The 22,718-nt window shown below is 51.3% G+C and carries 22 protein-coding genes; 2 read left to right on the top strand and 20 right to left on the bottom strand.

The genetic code is table 11. The features are described from left to right. Positions 1 to 553 precede the first annotated feature (553 nt). The 10 genes from topA to fakB form a co-directional block, all read right to left on the bottom strand. Positions 554 to 2,665 (bottom strand): type I DNA topoisomerase, encoded by a 2,112-nt coding sequence (gene topA, locus JUF22_RS08855; protein ID WP_203645702.1) that lies wholly within the window; start codon positions 2,663 to 2,665, stop codon positions 554 to 556. 133 nt (positions 2,666 to 2,798) lie between these two features. Beyond that, positions 2,799 to 3,692 (bottom strand): DNA-processing protein DprA, encoded by an 894-nt coding sequence (dprA, locus tag JUF22_RS08850; protein ID WP_203645700.1) that lies wholly within the window; start codon positions 3,690 to 3,692, stop codon positions 2,799 to 2,801. Positions 3,693 to 3,721: 29 nt separating this feature from the next. Continuing rightward, a complete protein-coding gene (gene rnhB / locus JUF22_RS08845) occupies positions 3,722 to 4,507 on the bottom strand; it encodes a ribonuclease HII (RefSeq protein WP_203645690.1) in 786 nt (261 codons plus the stop codon). Then, the gene (ylqF, locus tag JUF22_RS08840) at positions 4,500 to 5,363 is read right to left on the bottom strand and encodes a ribosome biogenesis GTPase YlqF (protein WP_125762649.1); all 864 of its coding nucleotides are present in this window, start codon (positions 5,361 to 5,363) and stop codon (positions 4,500 to 4,502) included. Before ylqF ends, rnhB begins: the two co-directional genes overlap by 8 nt. Before the next feature lie 279 nt (positions 5,364 to 5,642). After that, positions 5,643 to 6,017 carry a hypothetical protein gene (locus JUF22_RS08835; RefSeq protein ID WP_203645688.1) on the bottom strand — a complete coding sequence of 125 codons (375 nt, stop codon included), beginning with the start codon at positions 6,015 to 6,017 and terminating at the stop codon, positions 5,643 to 5,645. Further along, positions 6,017 to 6,196, bottom strand: a complete 180-nt coding sequence (locus JUF22_RS08830; protein WP_203645686.1) for a hypothetical protein — start codon at positions 6,194 to 6,196, stop codon at positions 6,017 to 6,019. The genes JUF22_RS08835 and JUF22_RS08830 overlap by 1 nt, the downstream gene beginning before the upstream one ends. 431 nt (positions 6,197 to 6,627) lie before the next feature. Then, positions 6,628 to 6,849: a YozE family protein gene (locus JUF22_RS08825; protein WP_203645684.1), complete on the bottom strand. Its 222-nt coding sequence runs from the start codon at positions 6,847 to 6,849 to the stop codon at positions 6,628 to 6,630. 11 nt (positions 6,850 to 6,860) lie between these two features. Then, on the bottom strand, positions 6,861 to 7,460 hold the full coding sequence (locus JUF22_RS08820; RefSeq protein ID WP_125762655.1) for a YpmS family protein: 600 nt from the start codon (positions 7,458 to 7,460) through the stop codon (positions 6,861 to 6,863). A gap of 13 nt (positions 7,461 to 7,473) precedes the next feature. Then, positions 7,474 to 8,400: an SGNH/GDSL hydrolase family protein gene (locus JUF22_RS08815; RefSeq protein ID WP_203645682.1), complete on the bottom strand. Its 927-nt coding sequence runs from the start codon at positions 8,398 to 8,400 to the stop codon at positions 7,474 to 7,476. 67 nt (positions 8,401 to 8,467) lie between these two features. Continuing rightward, positions 8,468 to 9,319, bottom strand: a complete 852-nt coding sequence (gene fakB, locus JUF22_RS08810) for a DegV family protein (RefSeq protein WP_203645680.1) — start codon at positions 9,317 to 9,319, stop codon at positions 8,468 to 8,470. 169 nt (positions 9,320 to 9,488) lie between these two features. Here fakB and trhA point away from each other — a divergent pair, with 169 nt between their 5' ends. Continuing rightward, positions 9,489 to 10,130: a PAQR family membrane homeostasis protein TrhA gene (trhA, locus tag JUF22_RS08805; RefSeq protein ID WP_203645678.1), complete on the top strand. Its 642-nt coding sequence runs from the start codon at positions 9,489 to 9,491 to the stop codon at positions 10,128 to 10,130. 394 nt (positions 10,131 to 10,524) lie between these two features. On the opposite strand, the gene JUF22_RS08800 is transcribed toward trhA, so the two are convergent. The 4 genes from JUF22_RS08800 to JUF22_RS08785 are packed head-to-tail and all read right to left on the bottom strand — an operon-like array spanning position 10,525 to position 15,120. Continuing rightward, positions 10,525 to 11,019: a dihydrofolate reductase gene (locus JUF22_RS08800; RefSeq protein WP_203645675.1), complete on the bottom strand. Its 495-nt coding sequence runs from the start codon at positions 11,017 to 11,019 to the stop codon at positions 10,525 to 10,527. A gap of 17 nt (positions 11,020 to 11,036) precedes the next feature. After that, positions 11,037 to 11,987, bottom strand: coding sequence for a thymidylate synthase (locus tag JUF22_RS08795; protein ID WP_203645674.1), 951 nt, complete (start codon positions 11,985 to 11,987; stop codon positions 11,037 to 11,039). 11 nt (positions 11,988 to 11,998) lie between these two features. Next, positions 11,999 to 13,894 carry an ABC-F family ATP-binding cassette domain-containing protein gene (locus JUF22_RS08790; protein WP_203645672.1) on the bottom strand — a complete coding sequence of 632 codons (1,896 nt, stop codon included), beginning with the start codon at positions 13,892 to 13,894 and terminating at the stop codon, positions 11,999 to 12,001. 32 nt (positions 13,895 to 13,926) lie between these two features. Then, positions 13,927 to 15,120 (bottom strand): CCA tRNA nucleotidyltransferase, encoded by a 1,194-nt coding sequence (locus tag JUF22_RS08785; RefSeq protein WP_203645670.1) that lies wholly within the window; start codon positions 15,118 to 15,120, stop codon positions 13,927 to 13,929. Between the two features lie 351 nt (positions 15,121 to 15,471). On the opposite strand from JUF22_RS08785, the gene JUF22_RS08780 reads away from it, so the two are divergent. Continuing rightward, positions 15,472 to 16,362: a YitT family protein gene (locus tag JUF22_RS08780; protein WP_203645667.1), complete on the top strand. Its 891-nt coding sequence runs from the start codon at positions 15,472 to 15,474 to the stop codon at positions 16,360 to 16,362. Between the two features lie 125 nt (positions 16,363 to 16,487). On the opposite strand, the gene JUF22_RS08775 is transcribed toward JUF22_RS08780, so the two are convergent. From JUF22_RS08775 to JUF22_RS08750, 6 genes are all read right to left on the bottom strand, one after another. Beyond that, positions 16,488 to 17,747 (bottom strand): tetratricopeptide repeat protein, encoded by a 1,260-nt coding sequence (locus JUF22_RS08775; protein ID WP_203638136.1) that lies wholly within the window; start codon positions 17,745 to 17,747, stop codon positions 16,488 to 16,490. A gap of 200 nt (positions 17,748 to 17,947) precedes the next feature. Beyond that, a complete protein-coding gene (gene hbs, locus JUF22_RS08770) occupies positions 17,948 to 18,223 on the bottom strand; it encodes a non-specific DNA-binding protein Hbs (RefSeq protein ID WP_011667553.1) in 276 nt (91 codons plus the stop codon). Between the two features lie 238 nt (positions 18,224 to 18,461). Continuing rightward, positions 18,462 to 19,769: a ribosome biogenesis GTPase Der gene (gene der / locus JUF22_RS08765; protein WP_203645665.1), complete on the bottom strand. Its 1,308-nt coding sequence runs from the start codon at positions 19,767 to 19,769 to the stop codon at positions 18,462 to 18,464. A 98-nt stretch (positions 19,770 to 19,867) separates the two neighbouring features. Continuing rightward, positions 19,868 to 21,178, bottom strand: coding sequence for a 30S ribosomal protein S1 (gene rpsA / locus JUF22_RS08760; protein WP_203645663.1), 1,311 nt, complete (start codon positions 21,176 to 21,178; stop codon positions 19,868 to 19,870). 81 nt (positions 21,179 to 21,259) lie between these two features. Next, positions 21,260 to 21,937, bottom strand: a complete 678-nt coding sequence (gene cmk, locus JUF22_RS08755) for a (d)CMP kinase (protein WP_203645661.1) — start codon at positions 21,935 to 21,937, stop codon at positions 21,260 to 21,262. Between the two features lie 33 nt (positions 21,938 to 21,970). Beyond that, on the bottom strand, positions 21,971 to 22,612 hold the full coding sequence (locus JUF22_RS08750; RefSeq protein ID WP_203645659.1) for a LysM peptidoglycan-binding domain-containing protein: 642 nt from the start codon (positions 22,610 to 22,612) through the stop codon (positions 21,971 to 21,973). Positions 22,613 to 22,718 lie beyond the last annotated feature (106 nt).

The raw sequence follows: 22,718 nt of genomic DNA, 5'->3' as shown, positions 1-22,718 counted from the left end.
GTGGAAAACATCTAACAAACCTGTAGTAATGAAAATTTCAGTTAGGCACGAAGTAGATTCTCAAAATAAACAGTTTGACGTTAGCCGGAAGAGGATAAACCGTCTCCCTGTGTCGGTGGACTTAGGTCGGGTACTTGCCGGCCTTAGTCCACGGGTCGTGCTTGAAGATTTACGGGTTGGGTAAAGCTTCAAGCCGCTCCTGAAGACCGTACTTAACTTCCATATGAAAATCATCTTAACACAAACAGGCTTGCTAGACACCTCCACAGCTAGGGCGGAAGTACCTAACAAACCTGTATTTTAGTTTAAAGTTTAAAAACTTACGATGAGTCACACAAAATCAATTTAGCCGTCACGATAGCCGGAAGAGGCTAAACATGTAGACCTGTGAAGGTGGCGTTAGGCCGGCGTTTTTCCGGTCTTACGCCACGGCCGGACTTAGAGACCGATGCTTTTTCGGGCTCTAAGCCGAACCCGAAGACCGTTCTTTGGCTTCGGGCGGGCCCCACAGGCGGAATGTTTAGCATCTGCAGGCGGTAGTGACCAAGCAAATTTATTTTTGTGGGGCTTCTTCGTAGTCGCCGTTGGGGCAGACGATTTGCACGCCACCACGAATCTTCTTGGCAACCAGGTAGTGACCATCCTTTGGGCAATCACGGCCGACTGGCTTGTCCCATGAGACAAAGTCACAGTCGGGGTAGCGAGAACAACCGTAGAAAATCCGGTTCTTCTTGGACTTACGTTCGATGACCTCACCCTTGTGACAAACGGGACAGGTCACGCCGATTTCCTTCACGATTGGCTTGGTATTGCGGCAATCTGGGAAGCGTGAGCAGGCGTAGAACTTGCCATAGCGGCCCATCTTGATGACCATTGGGGCCCCACAAATATCACAGTCAAAGCCAGCGGGTTCGTCCCGGATCTGAATCTTTTCAATGGCGTCTTCCGCGTGAGCCACCTCGGTTGAGAATGGCTTGTAGAAGGTGTCAATGACCTTGACCCAGTCCTGTTGGCCCTCTTCGATTCCATCCAATTCGTGTTCCAAGTTGGCGGTAAAGTCGACGTTGACCACGTCTGGGAAGTATTCATTGATGATGCCATCAACGATTTCACCCAGTTCAGTGGGTTCAAACCGCCGACCGACCAATTTGACGTAGTACCGGCGTTGAATCGTGTCCAACGTTGGCGCATAGGTCGATGGCCGACCCACACCATTTTCTTCCAGCGCCTTGATCAGGTTGGCTTCGGAATAACGTGCAGGTGGCTGGGTAAAGTGTTGGGCCGGATCCGTTTTGGCCAAGTTGACTTGGTCACCGATGCTCAGTTCGGGCAGGAGGTTATCCTTTTCCTTGTTGTCCTTGTAGATCTTTAAGAACCCTTCGAATTTCATCTTGGACCCATTGGACCGGAACGTGACGCCGTTTTGTTCGAGCGTGACGGCCATGGTATCCATGAGGGCGTTGGTCATTTGACTGGCCACAAAACGGTTCCAGATTAATTGGTATAGCCGGAATTGGTCTTTGTTCAGGCGTTCCTTCAGGCTAGCTGGCGTCCGGAACACAGAGGTTGGCCGGATGGCTTCATGGGCATCTTGGGCCCCTTCAGGCAGCTTGCCCTTAATCGGCTTCGTTGCGGCGTACTCGGCCCCATATTTTTCATGAATAAAGGTTGAGGCTTCATGCTTAGCAATGCTGGAGATCCGGGTGGAGTCGGTCCGCATATAGGTAATGAGCCCCTGCGTCCCTTCCTTACCCAGGTTGATCCCTTCGTAAAGCTGTTGGGCGGCCATCATGGTCTTCCGGGTTCTGAAGTTCAGCTTCCGGTTGGCATCCTGTTGCATGGAACTGGTGGTAAATGGCGGTTGTGGTGAGCGCTTCCGTTCCTTACGAACCACGTTGGTGATGTCAAAGTCACCATTCTTGTCGAGTTTGCCTAAGACTTCTTGCACGGCGGTGTTGTCCTTCAAACTGGCCTTTTTGCCGTTCAGCCCATAGAAACTAGCGCCAAACGTGTGGCGGGCCTTCTTGAAGTCGGCTTCGATGGTCCAGTACTCTTCGGGGATAAAGGCTTTGATTTCCTTTTCCCGTTCAATGATCAGGGACAACGCAATGGATTGCACCCGACCGGCACTCAGGCCCTTCTTGACCTTTTTCCAGAGCAGTGGTGAAATGGAATACCCCACTAAACGGTCCAGAATCCGGCGGGCTTGTTGGGCGTCCACCAGGTTCATGTCGATGGTCCGCGGTGTCTTGAACGCTTCTTTAACGGCGTCCTTGGTGATTTCGTTAAATGTGACCCGGTTCTTGTCGGTCACGTCTAAGTTCAGGACGTGGGCTAAATGCCAGGCAATGGATTCCCCTTCACGGTCAGGGTCAGATGCGAGGTAAACGGCTTTGGCCTTCTTGGCCTCGGCGCGTAAGCCCTTGATGACGTCACCCTTCCCACGAATGGAAATGTAGTGCGGATCGTAATCATGTTCAGTATCGACCCCCATCGAACTTTTCGGTAGATCGCGCACGTGACCCAGGCTAGGCATGACCTTAAACGTCCGGCCTAAATACTTTTCAATGGTCTTAGCCTTCGCAGGTGATTCAACGATGACTAATTTTTTTTGCGGTTTGCGCCGCTTTTTTGTCGTTGATTTTGCTTTTGATGTAGTCGGCAAAGCACATTACTCCCTCGTTTGATAGGCAACCGGGCCCTAGCTAGCGGGCTTGCCGGTTCCTATCGACTTGTTTTTACGACGAACAAGAAGTTCGCTAAATTTTTCACTATAATCCCACACATCTTATTTCAACTTAGGGCAAGTTGTCAACTAAAACTTCTTCTATTATATGTTCAGGTTTCAAGATTGGTTTGGCACCGGCGAGGATCAACTCGTTGGTACCAACCGAGTTTGGGTTGTCAAGGGCCCCCGGAATTGCCAAAACATTACGATTTTCTTGCAGGGCGATATTGGCGGTGATCAGACTCCCCGAATGATGGGCTGCCTCGACCACCAACGTGCTGCGCGTCAGCCCGGCAATAATGCGGTTGCGTTCCGGAAAATGATGCCGGGCTCCTGGCGTCCCCCACGGATACTCGGAGAAAATCAGCTGACTGCGAATCAGCTCCATCATCAAGGCACGGTTGGTCGCCGGGTAACAGTGATCGAGTCCGGTGCCAATCACGGCAATGGTGTGGCCCCGGTACGCCAAGGCGGCTTGATGGGCCAGTGTGTCCACCCCCTGCGCCAAGCCCGAAACGAGACAGATGCGATGTTGGACCACGTTTGGCAGTAAGAGCCGCATGGCCGCTAAGGCGTACGGACTGGGATGCCGCGAGCCGACGACCGCCAGCTGCGGCGCTTGAAGTAAGCGCACGTCACCTAGAAAATAAAGCGCGACCGGTGGCGCAAAGGTCTCCCGGAGCTGTTCCGGGTACGCGGCGTCCACAATCGTCAGACAGCCGGTATGGGTCAGATTGGTGGTCACCTGGGCGGCAATTTCCGGTGAAAATAGCTGACGCTGGAGCTGGTCGGCCTTGGCTGCTGGAATCGCCATTTCGCGGCAGAGTTGGGACACCGTGGCGGCGGTCATGGTCGTCAGTTCTGGTTGGGCCTCGACCCACCGCCAGCAGGTCGTTGTCGTTTTGAGGCCGATGCCCGAAATCAATGGTAAGCGCATGAAAAAATCACGAAGTGTCAGTTGCATGGTTAGCAACCTCCTTTTCCCCTTTAGGGTTAACTCCGTGATTGGTTCGCGATTATTTTTTGTACGGGCGAAAAAGTTTTTCGATGAATCGGGGTGACCCCGCGTTCATCCAGGCCAGCCAAGTGTTCCGCCGTGCCATAGCCGGCATTCTTGGCAAACCCGTAGCCCGGGTACAGGGCATCATAGGTCGCCATCAAATGGTCCCGGTAGACCTTGGCCACAATACTGGCTGCGGCCACACTGGCACTCTTGGCGTCCCCCTTGATCAGCCGGGTCTGGGGAACGGCCACCGGAATCTGCATGGCGTCCACGATTAGCTGTTGGGGTACCCGCCCGAGACCGAGCACGGCCCGCTGCATGGCGACCCGCGTGGCCTGATAAATGTTGATTTGGTCAATCAATTGGGGACTGCCGACACCAATACTAACGGCTTCGGCCTGTGCCAGAATCAGGGGGTACAGGCGCTCACGTTCCTTGGGGGTCAGCTGCTTGGAGTCGTTGACCAGCGGAATATCGAAGTCCTGGGGCAAGATGACGGCACTGGTGACGACCGGTCCGGCCAAGGGCCCCCGCCCGACCTCATCGATACCAGCGACCAGTTCGCCCTGTGCCCAGAACGGCCGCTCGTAGTGTAAGCGGTGTTGAAAGGCCTGCTCAGCGGCCTCAGCCTTCGCTAGACGCCGTTGAATCTGTTTCAGGAGTAACTGGGCCCCTTTTCGTGAATCGGCCGCTAATGACGCTAAACGGGGGTCGTCGGGGGTCGTTACATCGGCCAGCTTGGCCTTGAGACTGGCCAGACTGGGTTGTTTAGTCATTGTTAGTGTCACCAGCCTGTGGTGCGCGGTCGAGCGTGAAGCCGCCAATTTTTTTCCGGCGAGCATCGAGAATCAACCGTTCGCTGGCCCGGTCGTAGTCGTCGCGCATACCGATTTTTTGCGTAATTTTGAGAAGTAAGTCCACGTCACTGAGTTCCAGGTCGCTGGCAGCTAAGTGGTAACGGTCCAGTAAGGCCTTTTCGTGGTATTGGCGGAAGAAGTTCAGGGCAAAGAGTGCCACGTCATCACTGGCGTAGAGCTTGTCCTTGATGGCCCCGGTCAACGCTAACTTCTGCGCGGTTTCCTGGTCCTTGAATTTAGGCCACAGGATTCCCGGGGTATCGAGTAATTCCAGGTGCTTGCTGGAACGCAACCACTGTTGGCCCTTAGTGACACCGGGGGTATCGCCGACTTGGGCGGCCTTGCGTTGGACCAGGTGATTGAGCAGCGTGGACTTCCCCACGTTAGGCACACCAACGGTCATGGCCCGCATTGGCCGTTCCTTCAGGCCCTTTTCCTTTTCGGCAGCGAGCTTGTCGGCCAAAATGCTAGCGGCAATCTTGGTGATCTGCTTAGGGGTCACGTTGGCCCGGGAATCGATGGCGATGGCCGGTTGCTTCTGCGCGCGGTAGTAGTTTAGCCAGGCCGCCGTTTGTTGTGGATCGGCCAGGTCTTTCTTGGTCATAATGATCAGGTGTGGCTTGTCCTTGGCGATTCGGACCACTTCAGGGTTCCGGGATGCGGCGGGGATTCGGGCGTCGACCAGTTCGAAAACGATGTCGACCAGGTGAATATTTTCTTCCATTTGCCGAATGGCCTTCGCCATATGGCCGGGGAACCATTGTATTACAGTCATTGTATTTTCTCCTTTTGATAGTGAAGCGTAGTAGATTTAATTAGTGGGTTAAGTACTTTAAAACTCATGGTATTGTTTGGCTGGTGATTACTGCGACTAACTACTTCTTAGAAGAGTTCGTCGTGGATTGTTGCTTACTGAAACGAATACCTATTTTTCACTAGCTACCCCATCTTACCATTTTTTCGTTCAATTTTAGATAAGGAAGTGGCTTGTAGAATTACATTCATGGCATACCAATGAATAAAATAGTGAAGTGCAGGCTGACTTGTAATGCCACTAGTTTAATAAATTGTTGTTTGACATAAAAAGCAGCAATCGTTGTATATCGGCAGCACTTAATTTAGCAACCATAAGCGTTGTTACAACTTGCTTAAATTTTTCTGCCGACATTTCCATAGATGGATGACTAAATGCAATATATGACGTCTTACGTAATTGATTAGTTTGATTTGGTCGTAAAACAAATGCTAAGTTCTGAACGTATTCCGATTTATATCGAAGATGCTCAAAACCTGATATTGGATAAAGAGTAACGCTATCATCCGTATAACTAAGTAATAAAAAAGGACGTTCCTCGCCATCTATTCCTGATGACTTGGAATGTCCATGATAATCTACAAATAACCAATAGATTCCAAATTGTTTTAACATTATTTATTAAACATTTCCCGAAGAACAGGCTTATCCAAATCAACGATCATTTGGTTCTTAGCATTAGTATCCATTTGAATACCCGTTCCACGTACTTTGTCAAAATGCTGATTGAATTTTTCAAGCAGTTTTTGATCAATAATGGATTTGGGTTCGTTGCGGTCTTTCACACTATCCATGCCTATTCCTCCTTTAATCAGATGATATCTTCCAACTAGGGTCTTACCCTGGCTATCTAGGTAAGTATACGACAGATACAGGTGGTTTTCAAGCTGAGTGAACTGGTTACAGACCTGGTTTTAGGGCATGTACATCAAAAAGATTGCCCACTGATTATGTGAATAGTGGCGGCAACTTTTTGCCTGATCTAAAGCTGAATACCAGCTACCCCATCTTACGTTTTTCCCGTGTTCTTTTAGGGACAGATGTGGTTCACCATGAACAAATGCAGAAGTAGCAAGCCCTTAGAACAGGTTTACGAAAGTCCTTTGGGGGGATGCCCTTTAATGGCGTCCGAAGATTTTCTGGGTCAAACTCCTTTTCACCGTCCCGGAGGCACTGGTTTGCCCATCAAAAAAGCCCGCAACAACGGGCCTCCCTGACAAACCAATTAAGCTATCGCCGCCAGATACAGCTGCCAAGCATCATCAAAGATGGTCATGGATGGTAGGTACGGGGCGTTTTCTTCTAAATACTTGGATAAGGGATCAAACTCCGTCTCCTGCTTGGGAAACGAACTGTCCAGAAAGGCATTGTTGGCAAAGCTGGCCACGGGATCGTAGCTTTCTGGATTACGTTGGGTCATTAGGAATTGATAAAACGTTTTGGGCATAGGGCCCCTCCTTAGTTTTTGGGAATCCGTGCTTGGAAGACAAACTTTCCGGCACCGGACAGGTCAATCTTTTTGGCGGCGAAGGACAATTTCTTCCCGTTACCGATGGCGGTCAGATGCAGGGTAATGGTTTCATTCCCGGTATCCATGGCCACCCATTTCGGTAGTGGATAGTTCTTCGCGATGTAGTTCATGACGAAGGTGATTGGCACAGGTAAGGACCCGACCGACAGCTTCTCCGCCTTCAGTTGGACGTCTCCTGAGGATAACACGGTTGGCTTTAAGAGTAAAACGAAATTCACGTTTGCCCCTAAAACCTGGGTGGATCCAGTGATCATGGCGTGATCTGAGACCTGGAATCGGTATTTAACAGCCGAATTCTTCAGGGACTTGTTTACGTAGTAATCGGCTAAGGCGTTCACTTGTTTCTTGTTTAAATCAACGTTGATGTTGGTCGTATCCTTGGTGACCTTGGCCGTGGAGTCAATCTGGGTCGATGAAAAGGCCTTGACTCCTACGGTGACGGCGGTCACTAACAGAATGGCGACCAGGGCGATGAACCCCCACTTCCACCAGTTACGGGAAGTTTGTGGGGCGGCGTGACGTTGCATAGATGGTTCCTCCTTACTTCATCAGCCATTGCTGGTGAGCTTGCATTTGTTTGAAAGCGTAGCGGGTCATGAGGCGGTAGCCCCTGGCGTTCGGGTGAAAATGGTCGGCCGGCGACAGGTAATCGTTCAGTTCGTCACTGGCATTGCTGGCCAAAATCAACTCTTGAAGACTAGCCGTTGAAATTTTCCCGTTATTTGATTTTTTCGCATCGTGCTTAAGCTTGGCCTGCTGGATAATCGACTTGTACTGCCCTACGGACAACGCATGGTTGATGTCCACCATGTAGAGGTCGTCGAAGCTAGTGGCCGTCTTCTTCGTGGCCTTGTTCCAGTCATTCACGGCGTTCGTGACCTGCTGGATATCCGCAAAATACACGTAGATGGGATTATAGATGCTGTACAGGAAAATGGGTGCGTGGCCGTTGTACTGCCGCACGGTGCTCAGTAGGTGCTTCAGCTTCTGCTGGTAGGCCCCCTCGGCCGTGTCGAGATGGGCGTTTAATTTATCCTGCTGGTTGATGGTTACATTTTTCGTCAACGTTTGGAGTAGATCATTGCCTCCCACCGTCATGACGATGGCGTTGGCCTTTTTGAGCTGAGCTTGTTGTTCTTGACTGTTGACCAGGCGTTTTTCAATCTGATCACTCCGGTCGCCGGACTTACCAAAGTTGTGCATAACCACCTTGACCTGGTCCTTCTCATGGATCATGGTCTTGAGCCGACCGGTATAACCGCCGTCCTTCTCCTGATCGCCGACCCCCTCGGTCAGTGAATCACCTAGGGCCACGACGCGGACGGTGGCCCGCTTTGTGCTCCGTGGCGCCGTGGTCGTCGTGTGGGTCGTGCGCGCGCCGGGATGCCAGTACGTTAGCGCCGCCAGCACAATCAGGACGAGGAGTAAGGTCACCCCAATAATCTTACTGAGATTCTTAAATTTCATTTCGTGGTTCCCCCTATAGCTAAAAGAAAAAAGGGTGTGGCGTGCGGCCACCCCTTTCCAGTTGACGTTATTTAGTTGGATCGGTGTAGTACATTAAGGCGAAGGCACCGGGGCCCCCGTGGGTCGCAATGATGGGAACCGTTTCCCGTACCAGGACATCCTTACCCGGCAAGATTTCTTTCAAATGGCCCTGAATCTTATCAATGGATTCGAAGGCTTCCACGTGAGAAATCCCGATAGCCACGATGTCCGGCGTCTGCTTAATTTGTTCGTAGACTTTATCAAAGTAACGGTCGATGGTCTTCATACCGCGACCCTTAGCCCGAATTTTAAGCTCGCCACCCGTGACCTGCAAGACAATCTTGATGTTAAGCAGGGAAGTTAACATACCAGCCGCCCGACTTAAGCGGCCACCCTTCAAAATGTTTTCTAGGGTCACAACCCCCATGAACAATTTGGTGTGGTCCCGAACGGCCTCGGCGCGCTTGAGAATGGCGTCTTTGTCGGCCCCTTCTGCGGCGAGCTTAGCAGCTTCGACGACTTGGAAGGCCAAGGCTTGGTCGGTGTATTGACTGTCGACCACGGTCACGTCCGTCTTGGACAATTGGGCCGCTTGTTCGGCCGTGTGGACCGTGCCACTGATAGCGGCTAACATGGTGAAGCAGATTACACTACTGCCATCTTCTCCCAACTTGTCGAAGGTCTCGACAAACTTCCCCAGTGGTGGCTGACTCGTCTTAGGTAATGACTTAGCCGTTTTCATTTTTTCAATAAATTCTTTGTTGGTGATGGTCTCCCGTTCAACGTAAATCGTGTCATCAATCATGACCGTTAACGGGATAATGGTGATGTCATAATCTTGAATCTGCTGCTCGGTAAGGCCGGCAGATGAATCCGTGACAATCTTAATTTTCGCCATGGGTATCCCACTCTTTCTGACCAGAAATTTTGGTTTATGCTACAATATGCGTAATGAAACATACGGTAATAGTATAGCAGAGTTAGTGACAATTTTCAGTAAGTTGTTCGGAACTATCCGGCTGCTTTAGAGAAAAATAAAGTCACCGGAATTCTAAGGAGGATTTTGTTTGATAAAAGAACGGAGCCACACCTACCAAGTCGTCAATGAGGTCTTAAACGCGGTCACCCACGGAATCGGGGCCGCCTTGAGCATCGCCGGACTCGTCGTCTTACTGCTACAGGCTCACGCCAAGGGCGGGGCCATGCGCATCACGACCTTTGCCATTTACGGGGCCATCCTGGTGCTCTTCTACCTTGCGTCCACCCTGTTTCATAGTTTGTACTTTACCCGTGGCCGCCACGTTTTTCAAATATTTGACCATTGTGCCATTTATTTATTGATTGCCGTAACCTATACGCCATTTAGTTTGTTGGTCGTTGGCGGCGCGCTCGGCTGGACCATGTTCGGCATCATTTGGGCCATGGCGGTCTGCGGGGTCATCTACAAGGCCCTCTGGTTGGGTAAAATGCAAAAATTATCGACCATCATCTACGTGGTCATGGGCTGGATGTGCTTGCTGGGCATCAAGCCACTGTACGAGGGCCTGGGCCCCGTCGGTTTCGCCCTATTGTTCTTCGGTGGCGTGGCCTTCACGGTGGGCGCCGTCCTTTACAGCTTCAAGAATGTCCCATTCGGTCACGTTATCTGGCACCTGTTCGTGATGCTGGGAACGGGATTGATGTACTTCTCCATCCTGTTATATGCTTAAAATTTAGTGATAGTTTAGACGAAACTTCAAATAAGGCGAAGACATTATCCATGAAGGATAGCTGTCTTCGCCTTTTTGATGCGCCGTAATTTAACGTAGGTAAGATTATTTTTAGCAAATATTAGATTAAGTGAAGAATACTGTAGTTGCAGACTAGTTCACCTTCAGCGTGGCGTAAATGTCGTGTTCCATACTGAGTGACCAGAGGCGGATCAAGGTGGCCAGCTGTGTCGATGGTCTTAGCTGAGGTTTCTCACTCAGCTTAGCCCATGGGACAACCTTTGAGACCGCTTCTCAGGCTCAAAGTTGAGGCGGAAGACCGCCCTTTGTCTGGAGCCGGCCCCATAGCAGGCCACCTTGAATCCGCCGCCGGGAACGGTATTGAACGACTGGCTTATGACCGCCGTTGGTACTGTTCGAAGGCGTAATCGACGGTGTTCTTCTCGTTACGAACCCCTGGCTGTCGATCAATCAACTGAAATTTCGTGTAATCAATCGCTGGCATCCAGGTATCCCCGTCAAATCCGGCATCAATCACGGTCCGGTAAAGGAAATCGACGTCATCGATCAGGCCAGCAAAAATCTGCGCGCCACCGACCACGAAAATTTTCTCCGTCGGCCGTTGGGCAGCGTATTCACGCACCGCATCTAGCGAGTTGAGCACGGTTACACCGGCCGGAAATTCGCTGGCATCGCGGTGACTCACCACCACGTTGGTCCGGTTTGGCAACACTTGAGGGAATGAGGCAAACGTCTTGGCGCCCGCAACAATAGTATTGCCCGTTGTCACGGTCTTGAAGTAGTGCATGTCGGCTGGCAAGTGCCACGGTAAGCTGCCGTGGAAGCCAATGACTTTCCCCTGGCTCTCAGCCCATAAAAAGATCAGCATCGCAGTCCCCTCCTTGTTTAAACGGCCACCGGCGCCTTGATAGCAGGCGCTGGATCGTAGCCGGTTACCTTAATATCGCTCATTTCATAATCAAAAATACTGGTTTTGTCCGGATTCAGCCACAATTGTGGAGCGGCCTTAGGCGTCCGGGCCAGTTGCGTTTCAATCTGATTGATATGGTTCTTGTAAATGTGCGCATCACCCAGGGTGTGCACGAAGTCACCGACCTCCAGGCCAACCTCCTTGGCAATCAGCGAAGTCAGTAAGGCGTAGCTGGCAATGTTAAACGGCACGCCGAGGAAAATATCCCCGCTCCGTTGGTAGAGCTGACAGCTTAGCTTGCCATCGTTCACGTAGAACTGGTACAGCGTGTGACAAGGTGGTAAGGCCATGGACGGCACATCGGCGGGATTCCAGGCGGACACGATCATTCGCCGAGAGTCCGGATGGGTCCGCAGCGTGTCAATCACGTTGGCCAGTTGATCAATCGTTTCGCCATTGTGGCCCTGCCAAGCGCGCCACTGACTCCCGTAAACCAGACCCAGGTCACCGTAATGGTCCCCAAAGGCTTGGTCCGTTAGAATCTTGTCGCAAAAGGCTTTTTTCTCTGCCTGATACTGTTGGTTAAAATCTGGATCGACTAACGACCGCCGACCAAAGTCGGTCATGTCGGGGCCGTGGTAATCGGGACTAGCCACGTAACGCTGGAAGGCCCATTCGTCCCAAATATGGTTGTGGTGTTGCAGGAGAAAACGAATATTCGTGTCGCCCCGCAGGAACCACAACAGTTCGGATTTAATCAAGCCAAAGGGCACCTTTTTCGTGGTCAACAGGGGAAACCCTTCCTGCAGGTTAAACCGCATCTGGTAACCAAACAGACTGATGGTCCCCGTGCCCGTTCGGTCGGTCTTCTCGTGGCCCTCGTTCAGGACCTTCTTAGCCAAATCTAAATACCCGTCTTCTAACACGTGACCGTCTCCTATTCTGCGTATTCGCTGAGGTATTCCCAACGCGTCATTTTCTCGTCCAACTGTTTGTCTAAGTCGTCTAATTGTGACTGAAGGTCGGCCAGTTTGTCATAGTTGTCACCATTGGCGTTCATGGCCGTTTGGACCTGAGACTTCTGGTCTTCCAAGCCGTCAATGACGCCTTCAATGCCTTCCCATTCCTTCTGTTCCGCGTAGGTCAACTTGACCTTTTTCCGGGGTTCGGCCGGCTTTTGTTCGGCTTTCGGTGCGGCCTTGGCCTTTTCCGTCTTGGTAGCTTGTTTGTGTTGGGCTTGTTCGTCCGCCAAGTAACTGCTGAAACGACCGGAGTACCGTTCAATATCGCCGTTACCGGTAAAGATCAACAGGCGGTCGGCCACCTTGTCCAAGAAGTACCGATCATGGGAAACGGTGATGACGGTACCGGCAAATTGGGAAATATAATCTTCCAAAACGGTCAGCGTCCCAATGTCTAAGTCGTTCGTGGGTTCATCCAGCAATAAGACGTTGGGCTGTTCCATTAACAGCTTCAACAGGTATAACCGACGTTTTTCTCCACCGGATAGCTTGCGGATCAGCGTCCCGTGCATGAACCGTGGGAACAGGAATTGTTCCAGTAATTCAGTGACACTAACGGAATTGCCGGCCTTATCTGTCACGTTTTGACCGACCTCGGACAGGTAGTTGATCATCCGTTTGTCATCCGGAATGGGTTCGATCTGTTGGGTATAGTAGGCCATTTTCACGGTCTCCCCAATCGATACAATCCCGGAGTCCAGGGGCAGACGCTGCGCAATGACGTTTAAGAGACTGGACTTCCCAGCCCCGTTTTCCCCACTGATTCCGATGCGTTCGCCACCCTGAATCAGGTCGTCAAAGTCCTTTAAGATGACGTGGTCGCCCAGGGTCAGGTTGGCATCCTTGAGCTCAATCACCTTTTTGCCGAGCCGTTGTTGGCCCAGGGAGATGGCGACATTGTTCTGGACTTGTCGCGTGCCGACGTTGCTGGCAATGTCATTGAAGCGGTTGATTCGGGCTTGTTGCTTGGTGGAACGGGCCTTGGCCCCCGCCTTCATCCAGGCTAATTCTTTCTTGTACAATTGTTGTTGCTTCTGATCAGCTTCGGCTTCCTGGCTGACTCGTTCGGCCTTTTCCTGTACGTAGGCTTGGTAGTTGCCGGGATACTGGTAGAGTTTCCCGAAATCAAGCTCCCAAATTTGGTTCGCAATTTGGTCCAGGAAGTACCGGTCATGGGTCACGACCAGTAAGGCCCCCTTGTAGGACGCCAGGTATTGTTGGAGCCAAGCAATGGAGTCAAAGTCCAAGTGGTTGGTCGGTTCGTCCAGCAGTAACAAATCGGGCGACTGAATCAAGACTTGGGCTAAGCCGACCCGCTTGATTTGACCCCCGGACATGGTCTTAATCGCTTGTGACAGGTCCGTGATCTTCAACTGTGTCAGGATAGTCTTGACATCGCTCTCGGCCGTCCAGGCATCCTCTTCGTTCATCTGGGCTTCGGCATCCAGGTAACGCTGCTGGGCCTTGGCATCTTCTGGATGGGCCCCGTAAGCGGCTAAGGCCGCCTCGTAGCGCCGAATCGTGACGAAGACTTTTTGGTCACCGGAGAAAACGGCATCCATGACCGTTAAATTCTCGTCCAACTCAGGCTTTTGCGTGAGGTAGCCGATAGTGTAGTCCTTGGGCGTCTCGATGGCGCCGGTCTGTTCATTGCTAATGCCCGCTAACGTGTTCAGTAGCGAGGTTTTCCCACTCCCATTGACCCCAATCAGGCCGATCCGGTCGTGTTCGTTAATAATAAAATTCAAATTATCAAAAAGCGTTTTCTCCCCGTAAGTCCGGTGAAGATTTTCCGCGCGTAAGGTTTGCATAAATTGTTCACTCTCTTATTCTCAAATTACCGTTAGGCGTTGACGTGAGCCACCAGCGCGGCTGTTTCGTTGGGTAATACCCCCGTGACGACTTGGTATTCCAAATCGCCCAGGATGGCACCCAGTTGCGGTCCGGGTTGAATGCCGGCCTGCATGAGTTCTTTCCCCGTAATGGCTAATTCTTTCTTGTGCTGAATCGGTAACGCTGCCAGTTGGGCCTGCAACGCGGCTCTCCGGTCAGGCGCGCCCAGAATCACGGCCACCTCGTTGGCAACTGGCGCAAGAGCTGCGCCGCACTGGTACAGTTGCCAGGCATTCAAATCACTCGTTGCCAGAATCTGGGCAGCCTTGCTAGCGGCCTGAACGGCGGTGATGGTTTGGTTAGCCGTCTTCCAATGCTTCAGGAATGGCGTCACAGCGGCACTATTCAGGCCAAATTTGGTAGCCAACAGCGTCCAAGCCGCGATTTCGCTGGAGACGCCCTGGGTCAGTTCGGTGGCCAAGGCCGTCAGTGCGGGACCGTGGTCCGCGAAGTCCGGGCAGTGTTGCCATAGACCCGTGGCCATAAAGTCCTGGAGTCCACGTTGTGGGGCCTTCCCCTGCAGCAACTTCAGGAGCTCAACCTGCGTTCGTTCCACCGCAATTTTTGCCAGCAGTTGGGCATGGGCCGTGATGGCTGCCAAAGTCTCGTCAACGATGCTGAAGTCTAATTGACTGGCAAACCGGACTGCCCGCATCATGCGCAGGGCGTCTTCGTGGAACCGTTCTTGCGGATCGCCCACCGCCCGAATCTGGTGATTGGTCATGTCCGTTAGGCCGTCGAACAGGTCGATGACTTCCCCGTCTTCCTTCATGGCCAAGGCATTAATGGTAAAGTCCCGCCGCTTTAAGTCCTCGGCGAGCGACCGCACAAAGGTGACCTGATCTGGCCGTCGGTAATCGGTATAGGTCGATTCGGACCGGAATGTTGTCGTCTCGTAGCCGGTACCATGGTCCAAAATCATGACGGTACCGTGCTCGATACCCGTATCGACGGTCCGTTTAAAAAGCCCCTTAATTTCATTGGGATAGGCACTCGTCGCGATATCCACGTCATGGATTTCCTTGCCCAGAATGGTATCCCGCACACTGCCACCCACGAAGTAGGCTTCATAACCGGCCTGCTCAATGGTCTGTAAGACTGGCCGGGCCAACTCAAATTCATTTGGTAAGTGTTCTAATTTCATTTATTTTCACCCTTTTTGCCAGTTGATTTCTGTTTTTTACTCACTATGCCAGTCTAACAGATTCGTCCCGGAAATTGAATTCAAACTACTGGCCCCCGACCCGGAAATTGGGCGACTAATCAACCACTAGCACGGATTACACCAAAATTGGTTCATGCCCGAATCACGGGTGTGCTATGATGGGTTTAGCAATAAAAACGTTTGGGGCTTGTTAGGTTAACGAACTGGCTAGTTAAAGTCAGGAAAAGTTTGCACCTAAATTCAGCGATTTCACAGCGCTAACGCGAACCAGACGGACTAGAAAACACGTTGCCAGCAACCCGTGGTGAACGTGTGTTGGGAGTGGATGGTATGACACAAAAGGACGAATCGATTCGCCTGTTTGACCTACTCATGATTGGCATCGGTTGCGCCATGTTTGCATTTGGCTTAGTCTTCTTTAACATTGCGAATCACCTAGCGGACGGGGGCATTTCCGGGATCACGCTGATTTTGCGGGCGCTGTTCCACATTGACCCCGCCTATTCAACGATTCTGATCAACGTGCCGCTGATTGTGATTGGCTGGCGCTTCTTGGGCCGACAATCACTGGTCTACACGATTTACGGCACCCTCATGTTGTCCCTCTTCTTATGGATCTGGCAACGGGTGCCCCTGGTAATCGACCTGCACGGTGACCTCTTATTGTCAGCGTTAGGTGCCGGTTTGGTCGGCGGACTCGGCTCCGGCCTGCTCTACCGTTACGGCGGAACGACCGGTGGTACCGACATCGTCGCCCGAATATTTGAACGCTTCCGGGGCGTGCCCATGGGACGGACGCTCCTTTACTTAGACGTCGTTGTCCTCCTGATTTCGCTGGTCTACATCGACATCCAGCACATGGCCTACACGTTGATTTACTCCTACGTGTTCTCGCGCATCGTCAACTTCACGCTGGAGGGCGCCTACGCGGCTCGCGGGGTCATCATCGTCTCCGCCAAGCACCAGGAGATTACCAACGATATCATGGACCAGATGGAACGTGGCGTCAGCCTGATCAACGCCGAGGGTGGCTACTCCCACCAGGGTCGTAAAATGATCTACGTGGTCGTGGCCCCCGGCGAGCTGTATCAAGTGCGTCAAATCATTTCGCGGCATGATTCACGGGCATTCGTGTCCGTGGTCAACGTGAATGAGGCGCTGGGTGAAGGTTTCTCGTTCGAGGTCCCCCAAAAAGGGTTCTTGGGCAAATTTAAGCGTTAGTGAACTGGGTTTTGGCAACCGCGGGTTTTGCGGTTGCTTTTATTTTGTTTAAATAAGTTAAAGTAATTATTGTGTTCTAACCCAAACAAAAAGAACGCCTCCGCAGAGACCCTCTTTTCAAAAATCTAGTCTTCATAGCCCTCAAGCATCAGTGCCATTTCCGCATCGTCTGGAACGACCTGCAAATAGGCGTGTAACAGCTTGATGACCTGTTCCGTGGCCCCTTCTTCGCGATAGAAGTAAATGGCGGGCTTCAGGAAGTCGGCCTGATCCATAAAGAATGGCTGGGCGGCATCGTAGTATTTACGCGCGGCATCAAAGTCTTCCTGGTGCTCTGCCGTGATAGCCAGATTCCAGTACAGCTGTGGATCGGCATCCTCACTCTTCACGTACGGCTGAACCAAGTCGGCATTTTCCTGCCACCGTTCCTGCTTCACGTAAAGATTACTCAACTGAATGACGGCGCTTAAATCGTCGCTGTCGAGCTGATGGCCGTGGGTCAGGTACTTCTCCGCCATCTTCTCATCATCGAGCTTAGTGGCCACGTGAGCCGCCTGTAACCAGAGCTTCTCGTTGTACTGGTCGACACCCAGTCCCTCTTGCAAGGCCGTGAGTGCTTCGGGCAAACGGTTCTCTTCCTCTAACGCCTGTCCCAGGTACGGATACAGGGAGGTGTAGTGCGCGTCGCTGTCCTTCAGCTCGTTAAAGAGCCGAATGGCGGTTGGGCGTTCCTTCAGTTGCAGGTAGGTAAAGGCCGTCTCAAACTTCACGTCCGGCGTCATGTTCCCCGGGTGAATCTGTTTGAGATACCCCACGGCTTGTTCAAAGCGCCCAGCGTTGGCATAGGCGACCCCGAGCCGTTCGACGATGTTGACCCGAGACAGTTCCGTGGTCCCGGCCGTAATCAGGTCTAAATACAGCGGAATGGCCTTTCTGAACTCGCGCATGGTGAAGTAGAGCTCCGCCAAGGCAAACGTGATGACGGGCTCGTCAGGGGCCAATTTCTTGGCCGTCAGTAATTTCTGTTCACTGACCTCAAAGAGTTCCTGGGTCTGATACAGGTCGGCCGCCACCATCAAAGATTCAATGTAGGCTGGTGAATCCGGCTTGACCTGGTTCAGGTAGTCCAGAGCTTCGTCGTTCTTGTCTTCGTCAATCGCAATGTCGGCTAAGTTGGTCCGTAGTTCGTCTTCGTCCGGATACTTTTTTAATAACTTTTCATAAATGCGTCGAGACTGGTTGAGGAAACCCAGGGAGTACAACTCTTCTCCCAGGCTAAAAAGCGTCTCATCGTCATCGTGGCGCAGTGACAAGGCATACTGCTTTTTAAAATCTTCAAGTTGGCCCTTTTCCAGTTGGTCCAGCGCCGTTTCTGCGTAACTCATAACCCGCCTCCATCGTTGTTTATCGTTTTTTCTAACTAAATCAGCACTTACCATCTTACCACCGTTACCGGCAAATGTGGTGGCAAATGATTGGCTAGTCCGACTATTCAGGTTCTTCGGGAACTTTTAAACTAGTTAAGCACAGCAAAAAGCCAGCCCGGCATACGCCGCACTGGCTCTTTTAGTCGTCAAATAATAAATTATTTAACAGCATCCTTTAAAGCTTTACCTGGCTTGAATGCAGGTACTTTGCTTGCAGGAATTTGGATTTCTTGTCCAGTTTGTGGGTTACGGCCCTTACGAGCTGCACGTTCACGAACTTCAAAGTTACCAAAGCCGATCAATTGAACCTTTTCGCCTTTAGCTAAAGTTGCTTGGACAGAATCGAAGACTGCGTCAACTGCAGCCGTTGCGTCCTTTTTAGTTAAACCAGTTGCAGTTGCAACATCGCTAACCAATTGTGCTTTGTTTGCCATTTTGAATTCACCTCCTGAATAGAAGATTAGATGAATGTCATCTAGTGATCATTTTTGAGTGGTCCAAAAATGATGAAACAAATACGGTCAACCGCATCATTTCTTTATCAAAGATAGCACAGGAAGCCTTATATGACAAGGGATAACGCCATTTTTCCTCAATAAAACTTCAAGAAAGACGATTTTTACTAAGAAATCGTTAAAATCCGGTGAAAAAGCTGGTGTTATGCCCGTTGTTCTACTTCCGTGCCCGCTCGATCAAATGGATCGGGGTCCCTTCGAAATCGAAGTGTTCCCGAATCTGATTCTCTAAGAACCGCTCGTAGGAGAAGTGCATCATCTTCGGGTCGTTGACAAAGACCACGAAGGTTGGTGGTGCCACCGCAACCTGCGTCCCGTAGTAGACCCGAAGCCGCTTCCCGTTGTCGGAAGGCGTTGGGTTCAGGGCAATGGCGTCCATGATCACGTCGTTCAACGTGGCGGATTGCACCCGCTTGTTGTGGTTTTCAGAGACCCGTTTGATCATCGCTGGCAGTTGGTCCAGCCGTTGGCCCGTCTTAGCGGAAACAAAGACGATTGGCGCGTAGCTCAGGTATTGGAACTCGAGGCGAATCAGGTTTTGGAAGTCCGTCAGCGTGTGGTTATCCTTCTTCAGGGTATCCCATTTGTTGACCAGGATAATGATTCCCCGACCTGCTTCATGGGCGTAACCAGCAACCCGCTTATCTTGTTCCCGAATACCTTCTTCGGCGTTCAAAACGACCAGCACGACGTCTGAATCATCAATCGCCCGCATGGCCCGCATCACACTGTACCGTTCCGTGTTTTCGTAGACCTTACCGCGCTTACGAATCCCGGCCGTATCGACCATCGTAAACTTGGTATCATCCGCCACGAACTTGGTATCGACCGCGTCACGCGTGGTCCCCGCAATGTTAGACACGATGACCCGGTCTTCACCGAGCATTGCGTTGACTAACGACGACTTGCCGACGTTCGGCCGACCAATCAGACTGAACCGAATGGAGTCGTCCTTAGGCGCCCCTTCATCGTCAGGGAATTCCTTAACGACGGCGTCCAGCAGATCCCCAAGACCTAACCCATGAACCCCAGAAACGGGGTATGGATCGCCGAAGCCTAGGGAGTAGAAGTCATAGACCGTCTCCCGGGTTTCGGGATTATCGGCCTTGTTAACGGCCAGAATAACGGGCTTGTCGGCCCGGTAAAGAATCTTAGCGACCTTCTCATCGGCATCGGTCACGCCCTCAGGCGCGCTCACGATGAAGACGATGACGTCAGCTTCTTCAATGGCGATTTCAGCCTGTTGCGTAATTTGCGTTAAAAATGGTTCATCACCGAGGTCAATCCCCCCGGTATCAATCATCCGGAACTCGGTTCCCAGCCATTCGGCGTGGGTATAGATCCGGTCACGGGTAACCCCGGGTGTATCCTCAACGATGGAGATCCGTTCGCCAGCGATCCGGTTGAACAGGGTTGACTTCCCGACGTTTGGGCGGCCAACAATGGCAACGATTGGAAATGCCACGATAAATCCCTCCTTTAATGATTACGTTAGGTGACATGAAAAGGGTTCAGAACGAAACCAACAAAGTTCCGTCCTAAACCCTCTTCAACCAAAACGTATTAGTTGTTTTCGTTATCTTCCATATCTTTCTTCAAGCTATCCCCAATGAGGTCACCTAAAGAGAAACCGGTGCTTTCTTCTGGGGCGTTAGCCGTTGAAGTTTCAGCAGAGTTCCGGTTGTTACGACGACGGTTACCGCCGTTGTTGTTCCGGTTCCGGTTGTTGTTACTGTTGTTGCTGCTGTGGTTTTCAGAAGAATCGTCAGCAGATTCTGGCTTTTCTTCCAAGGCCTTGATGGATAATGCCAAACGGTGATCGTCTGGACGAACATCTAAGACCTTAACCTTGATTTCTTGACCAACCTTCAGAACGTCAGCAGGCGTTGCGATGTGTTGATGAGAAATTTGGGAAATGTGAACCAAACCTTCAACACCTGGGAAGACTTCAACGAAGGCACCAAAGCTAGTCAGGCGCTTAACAGTCCCGTCCAAGACACTGCCTTGAGGGGCCTTTTCTTCGATACCGTCCCAAGGTTCTGGTAAGGTTTGCTTGATGGAAAGGGAAATCCGGTCACGATCTGGATCAACAGATAAGACCTTAACCTTAACATCTTGGCCAACCTTCAAGACATCGCTAGGCTTTTCAACCCGTTCGAAAGCGATTTCTGAAACGTGGACCAACCCATCAACGCCACCAAGGTCAACGAATGCACCGAAGTTCGTCAGACGAGCAACTTTACCTTCGACAACGTCGCCGGCAGTTAACTTAGCCATGATTTCTTCTTTTTGTGCAGCGCGTTGCTTTTCAACGATTGCGCGGTGAGATAAGATCAAGCGGTTTTCGCTTGGTTCGATTTCAACGATCTTGAATTCAAGCGTTTGGCCCTTGAATTGTGCCAAATCTTCAACGAAGTGGTCTGAAGCCATGGATGCAGGTACGAAACCACGCACACCGGCGTCAACAACTAACCCACCCTTAACCACTTGGGTAACAGGGGCAGTCAACGTATGACCAGCTTCGAATTCCTTTTGGATGTCGTCCCAAACCTTACGGGCTTCCAAACGACGTTGTGACAGTAAGTAACTGCCGCCTTCCTTGTCGGTACCGATCCGAGAAATTACGACGAGGTCCATAACGTCCCCGACTTTAATTACAGATTTAATGTCATCTACTGGCTTAGTAGACAGTTCCTTCTTGGGAACGACCCCTTCAACGCCAGTATCAGCAATCCCGACGATTGCTTGTTGGTCATCATCGATTGCTAAGACTTCACCCTTAACAACGTCACCGACCTTAACGGTGTCGATGCTGTTTAAAGCATCTAATAAATCATTGTTTTCATTGTTTTGACTCGTGCCATTTTCACTCATGCGAAATTTTCCTCCTTGCGACAACTCTATATACTATTTTAGCTGATTGTGCTTATAAAAGCTAGTAAAATGCCTATTTCTCTAGGATTCTTTTTCTTGGATGATTTCTGCGATCTTATCAGCGACCTGTTCGATGCTCATAGACGTAGTATCCAAGCGGATTGCGTCGGCTGCCTGGGTCAATGGTGAAACCTTTCGCGTGGAATCTTTTCGGTCCCGTTCTTCGATTTCATACTTCAAAGTTGCCAGTGGCGTGTTGATTCCCTTGGCCGCATTGTCCTTCAACCGCCGTTGCGCCCGTTCGTCCACGCTGGCGACCAAGAAGATCTTGACCTCAGCCTTGGGCAAAACCGTCGACCCAATATCCCGACCGTCCATCACAATGCCACCGGCATCCGCAATTTGCCGTTGCCGTTCCGTTAATTCGGCCCGGACAGCTGGCAATGCAGAAACGGCCGACACAGAATTGGTGACGTCCGGTTGGCGAATCGCCAAGGTGACTTCCGTCTCATCAACGAAAACCTTTTGAACGGGGGTACCCGGTTCAAATCGAATCGTGATTTGATCCAATAACTGCTTGACCGCAGCTTCATCGGTCAACCCGACGCCAGCTTGCAGCACCTTCCAAGTAATGGCCCGGTACATGGCACCGGTATCACAGTAGATGTAGTGGAACCGTTGGGCAACGATCTTAGCGACCGTACTCTTCCCTGCGGAAGCCGGCCCATCGATAGCCACTTGTAAACCTTGTTTCTCCATGACAACCAAACTCCTATCAAATAGTTTTAAAACTTAGCGAACCCGTAACTTCTGTCCCGGATAGAGGGAAGAACCGGAAGACAGGCCGTTTAATTCCAATAATTTTTGGACAGAGATTCCCGCGTTTGTTGCGACCCGGTAAACCCCTTGTCCAGATTCAACCGTGGCGTACTTAGAACCAGCCACCGCACTACTACTGGTTGCGGCGCTGCTACTATGACTGCTGCTGGTAACCGTACTTGATTCAGTGGCCGAACTGGTGGTAGCCGAAGAACTGCTAGTCGTCTTAGCCGAACTAGCAGTTGTGGTTGAAGTTGTTGATTTCTTAGGTGAGCTCGTCGTGGTCGCTGAAGAAGACTTCTTAGTAGAAGCTTTCTTTTTGTGACTGGAGCTCTTGGCCTTACTGGATGAGCTGGAGGAACTTGCCGCCACCTTTTCCGTATTTTGTGGCCGATTGACAGCGCTTTGACGCGCCAAGCCGTAAACCAATGAGGCCGCAGCAATAACCACGATAATTGCCACCAAAATGACCGTTACCATGGTGTTACTGTGGTTTTGCCGCCGCATCTTCGTTCGTGACAGGTTCCCCTGATCGTCCCGATCATCGGCAAACGATTGATCCCACGGGTGGGACTCTTGTTCCTTCGACGTTTGATCGTCACGCTTCTGACTCATCATCTAACCTCCCTGAAAAACTTTCACCCGTAATTGTACCACGTACCGTACCATTTCGATAGCTATAATTGCTGAAAATGTCGGCGTCGCGGCATTCTTTAGAACT

This window comes from Levilactobacillus lanxiensis (genome assembly GCF_016861655.1).
GTDB classification, from domain to species: Bacteria; Bacillota; Bacilli; order Lactobacillales; family Lactobacillaceae; genus Levilactobacillus; species Levilactobacillus lanxiensis.
Note: the sequence above shows the minus strand (reverse complement) of the source record. Positions and strands in the feature narration are given on the sequence as shown.

Bases quoted from the DNA above. Each gene is read 5' to 3' on its own strand.
- hbs (WP_011667553.1), bottom strand. From the start codon at position 18,223: ATGGCAAACAAAGCACAATTGGTTAGCGATGTTGCAACTGCAACTGGT.
- rpsA (WP_203645663.1), bottom strand. From the start codon at position 21,178: ATGAGTGAAAATGGCACGAGTCAAAACAATGAAAACAATGATTTATTA.
- JUF22_RS08815 (WP_203645682.1), bottom strand. From the start codon at position 8,400: ATGAAATTTAAGAATCTCAGTAAGATTATTGGGGTGACCTTACTCCTC.
- JUF22_RS08835 (WP_203645688.1), bottom strand. From the start codon at position 6,017: ATGTTAAAACAATTTGGAATCTATTGGTTATTTGTAGATTATCATGGA.
- dprA (WP_203645700.1), bottom strand. From the start codon at position 3,692: ATGCAACTGACACTTCGTGATTTTTTCATGCGCTTACCATTGATTTCG.
- JUF22_RS08820 (WP_125762655.1), bottom strand. From the start codon at position 7,460: ATGCAACGTCACGCCGCCCCACAAACTTCCCGTAACTGGTGGAAGTGG.
- cmk (WP_203645661.1), bottom strand. From the start codon at position 21,937: ATGGAGAAACAAGGTTTACAAGTGGCTATCGATGGGCCGGCTTCCGCA.
- JUF22_RS08785 (WP_203645670.1), bottom strand. From the start codon at position 15,120: ATGAAATTAGAACACTTACCAAATGAATTTGAGTTGGCCCGGCCAGTC.
- rnhB (WP_203645690.1), bottom strand. From the start codon at position 4,507: ATGACTAAACAACCCAGTCTGGCCAGTCTCAAGGCCAAGCTGGCCGAT.
- JUF22_RS08775 (WP_203638136.1), bottom strand. From the start codon at position 17,747: ATGAGTTACGCAGAAACGGCGCTGGACCAACTGGAAAAGGGCCAACTT.
- JUF22_RS08825 (WP_203645684.1), bottom strand. From the start codon at position 6,849: ATGCCCAAAACGTTTTATCAATTCCTAATGACCCAACGTAATCCAGAA.
- JUF22_RS08830 (WP_203645686.1), bottom strand. From the start codon at position 6,196: ATGGATAGTGTGAAAGACCGCAACGAACCCAAATCCATTATTGATCAA.
- JUF22_RS08790 (WP_203645672.1), bottom strand. From the start codon at position 13,894: ATGCAAACCTTACGCGCGGAAAATCTTCACCGGACTTACGGGGAGAAA.
- JUF22_RS08750 (WP_203645659.1), bottom strand. From the start codon at position 22,612: ATGAGTCAGAAGCGTGACGATCAAACGTCGAAGGAACAAGAGTCCCAC.
- JUF22_RS08800 (WP_203645675.1), bottom strand. From the start codon at position 11,019: ATGCTGATCTTTTTATGGGCTGAGAGCCAGGGGAAAGTCATTGGCTTC.
- JUF22_RS08780 (WP_203645667.1), top strand. From the start codon at position 15,472: ATGACACAAAAGGACGAATCGATTCGCCTGTTTGACCTACTCATGATT.
- fakB (WP_203645680.1), bottom strand. From the start codon at position 9,319: ATGGCGAAAATTAAGATTGTCACGGATTCATCTGCCGGCCTTACCGAG.
- ylqF (WP_125762649.1), bottom strand. From the start codon at position 5,363: ATGACTGTAATACAATGGTTCCCCGGCCATATGGCGAAGGCCATTCGG.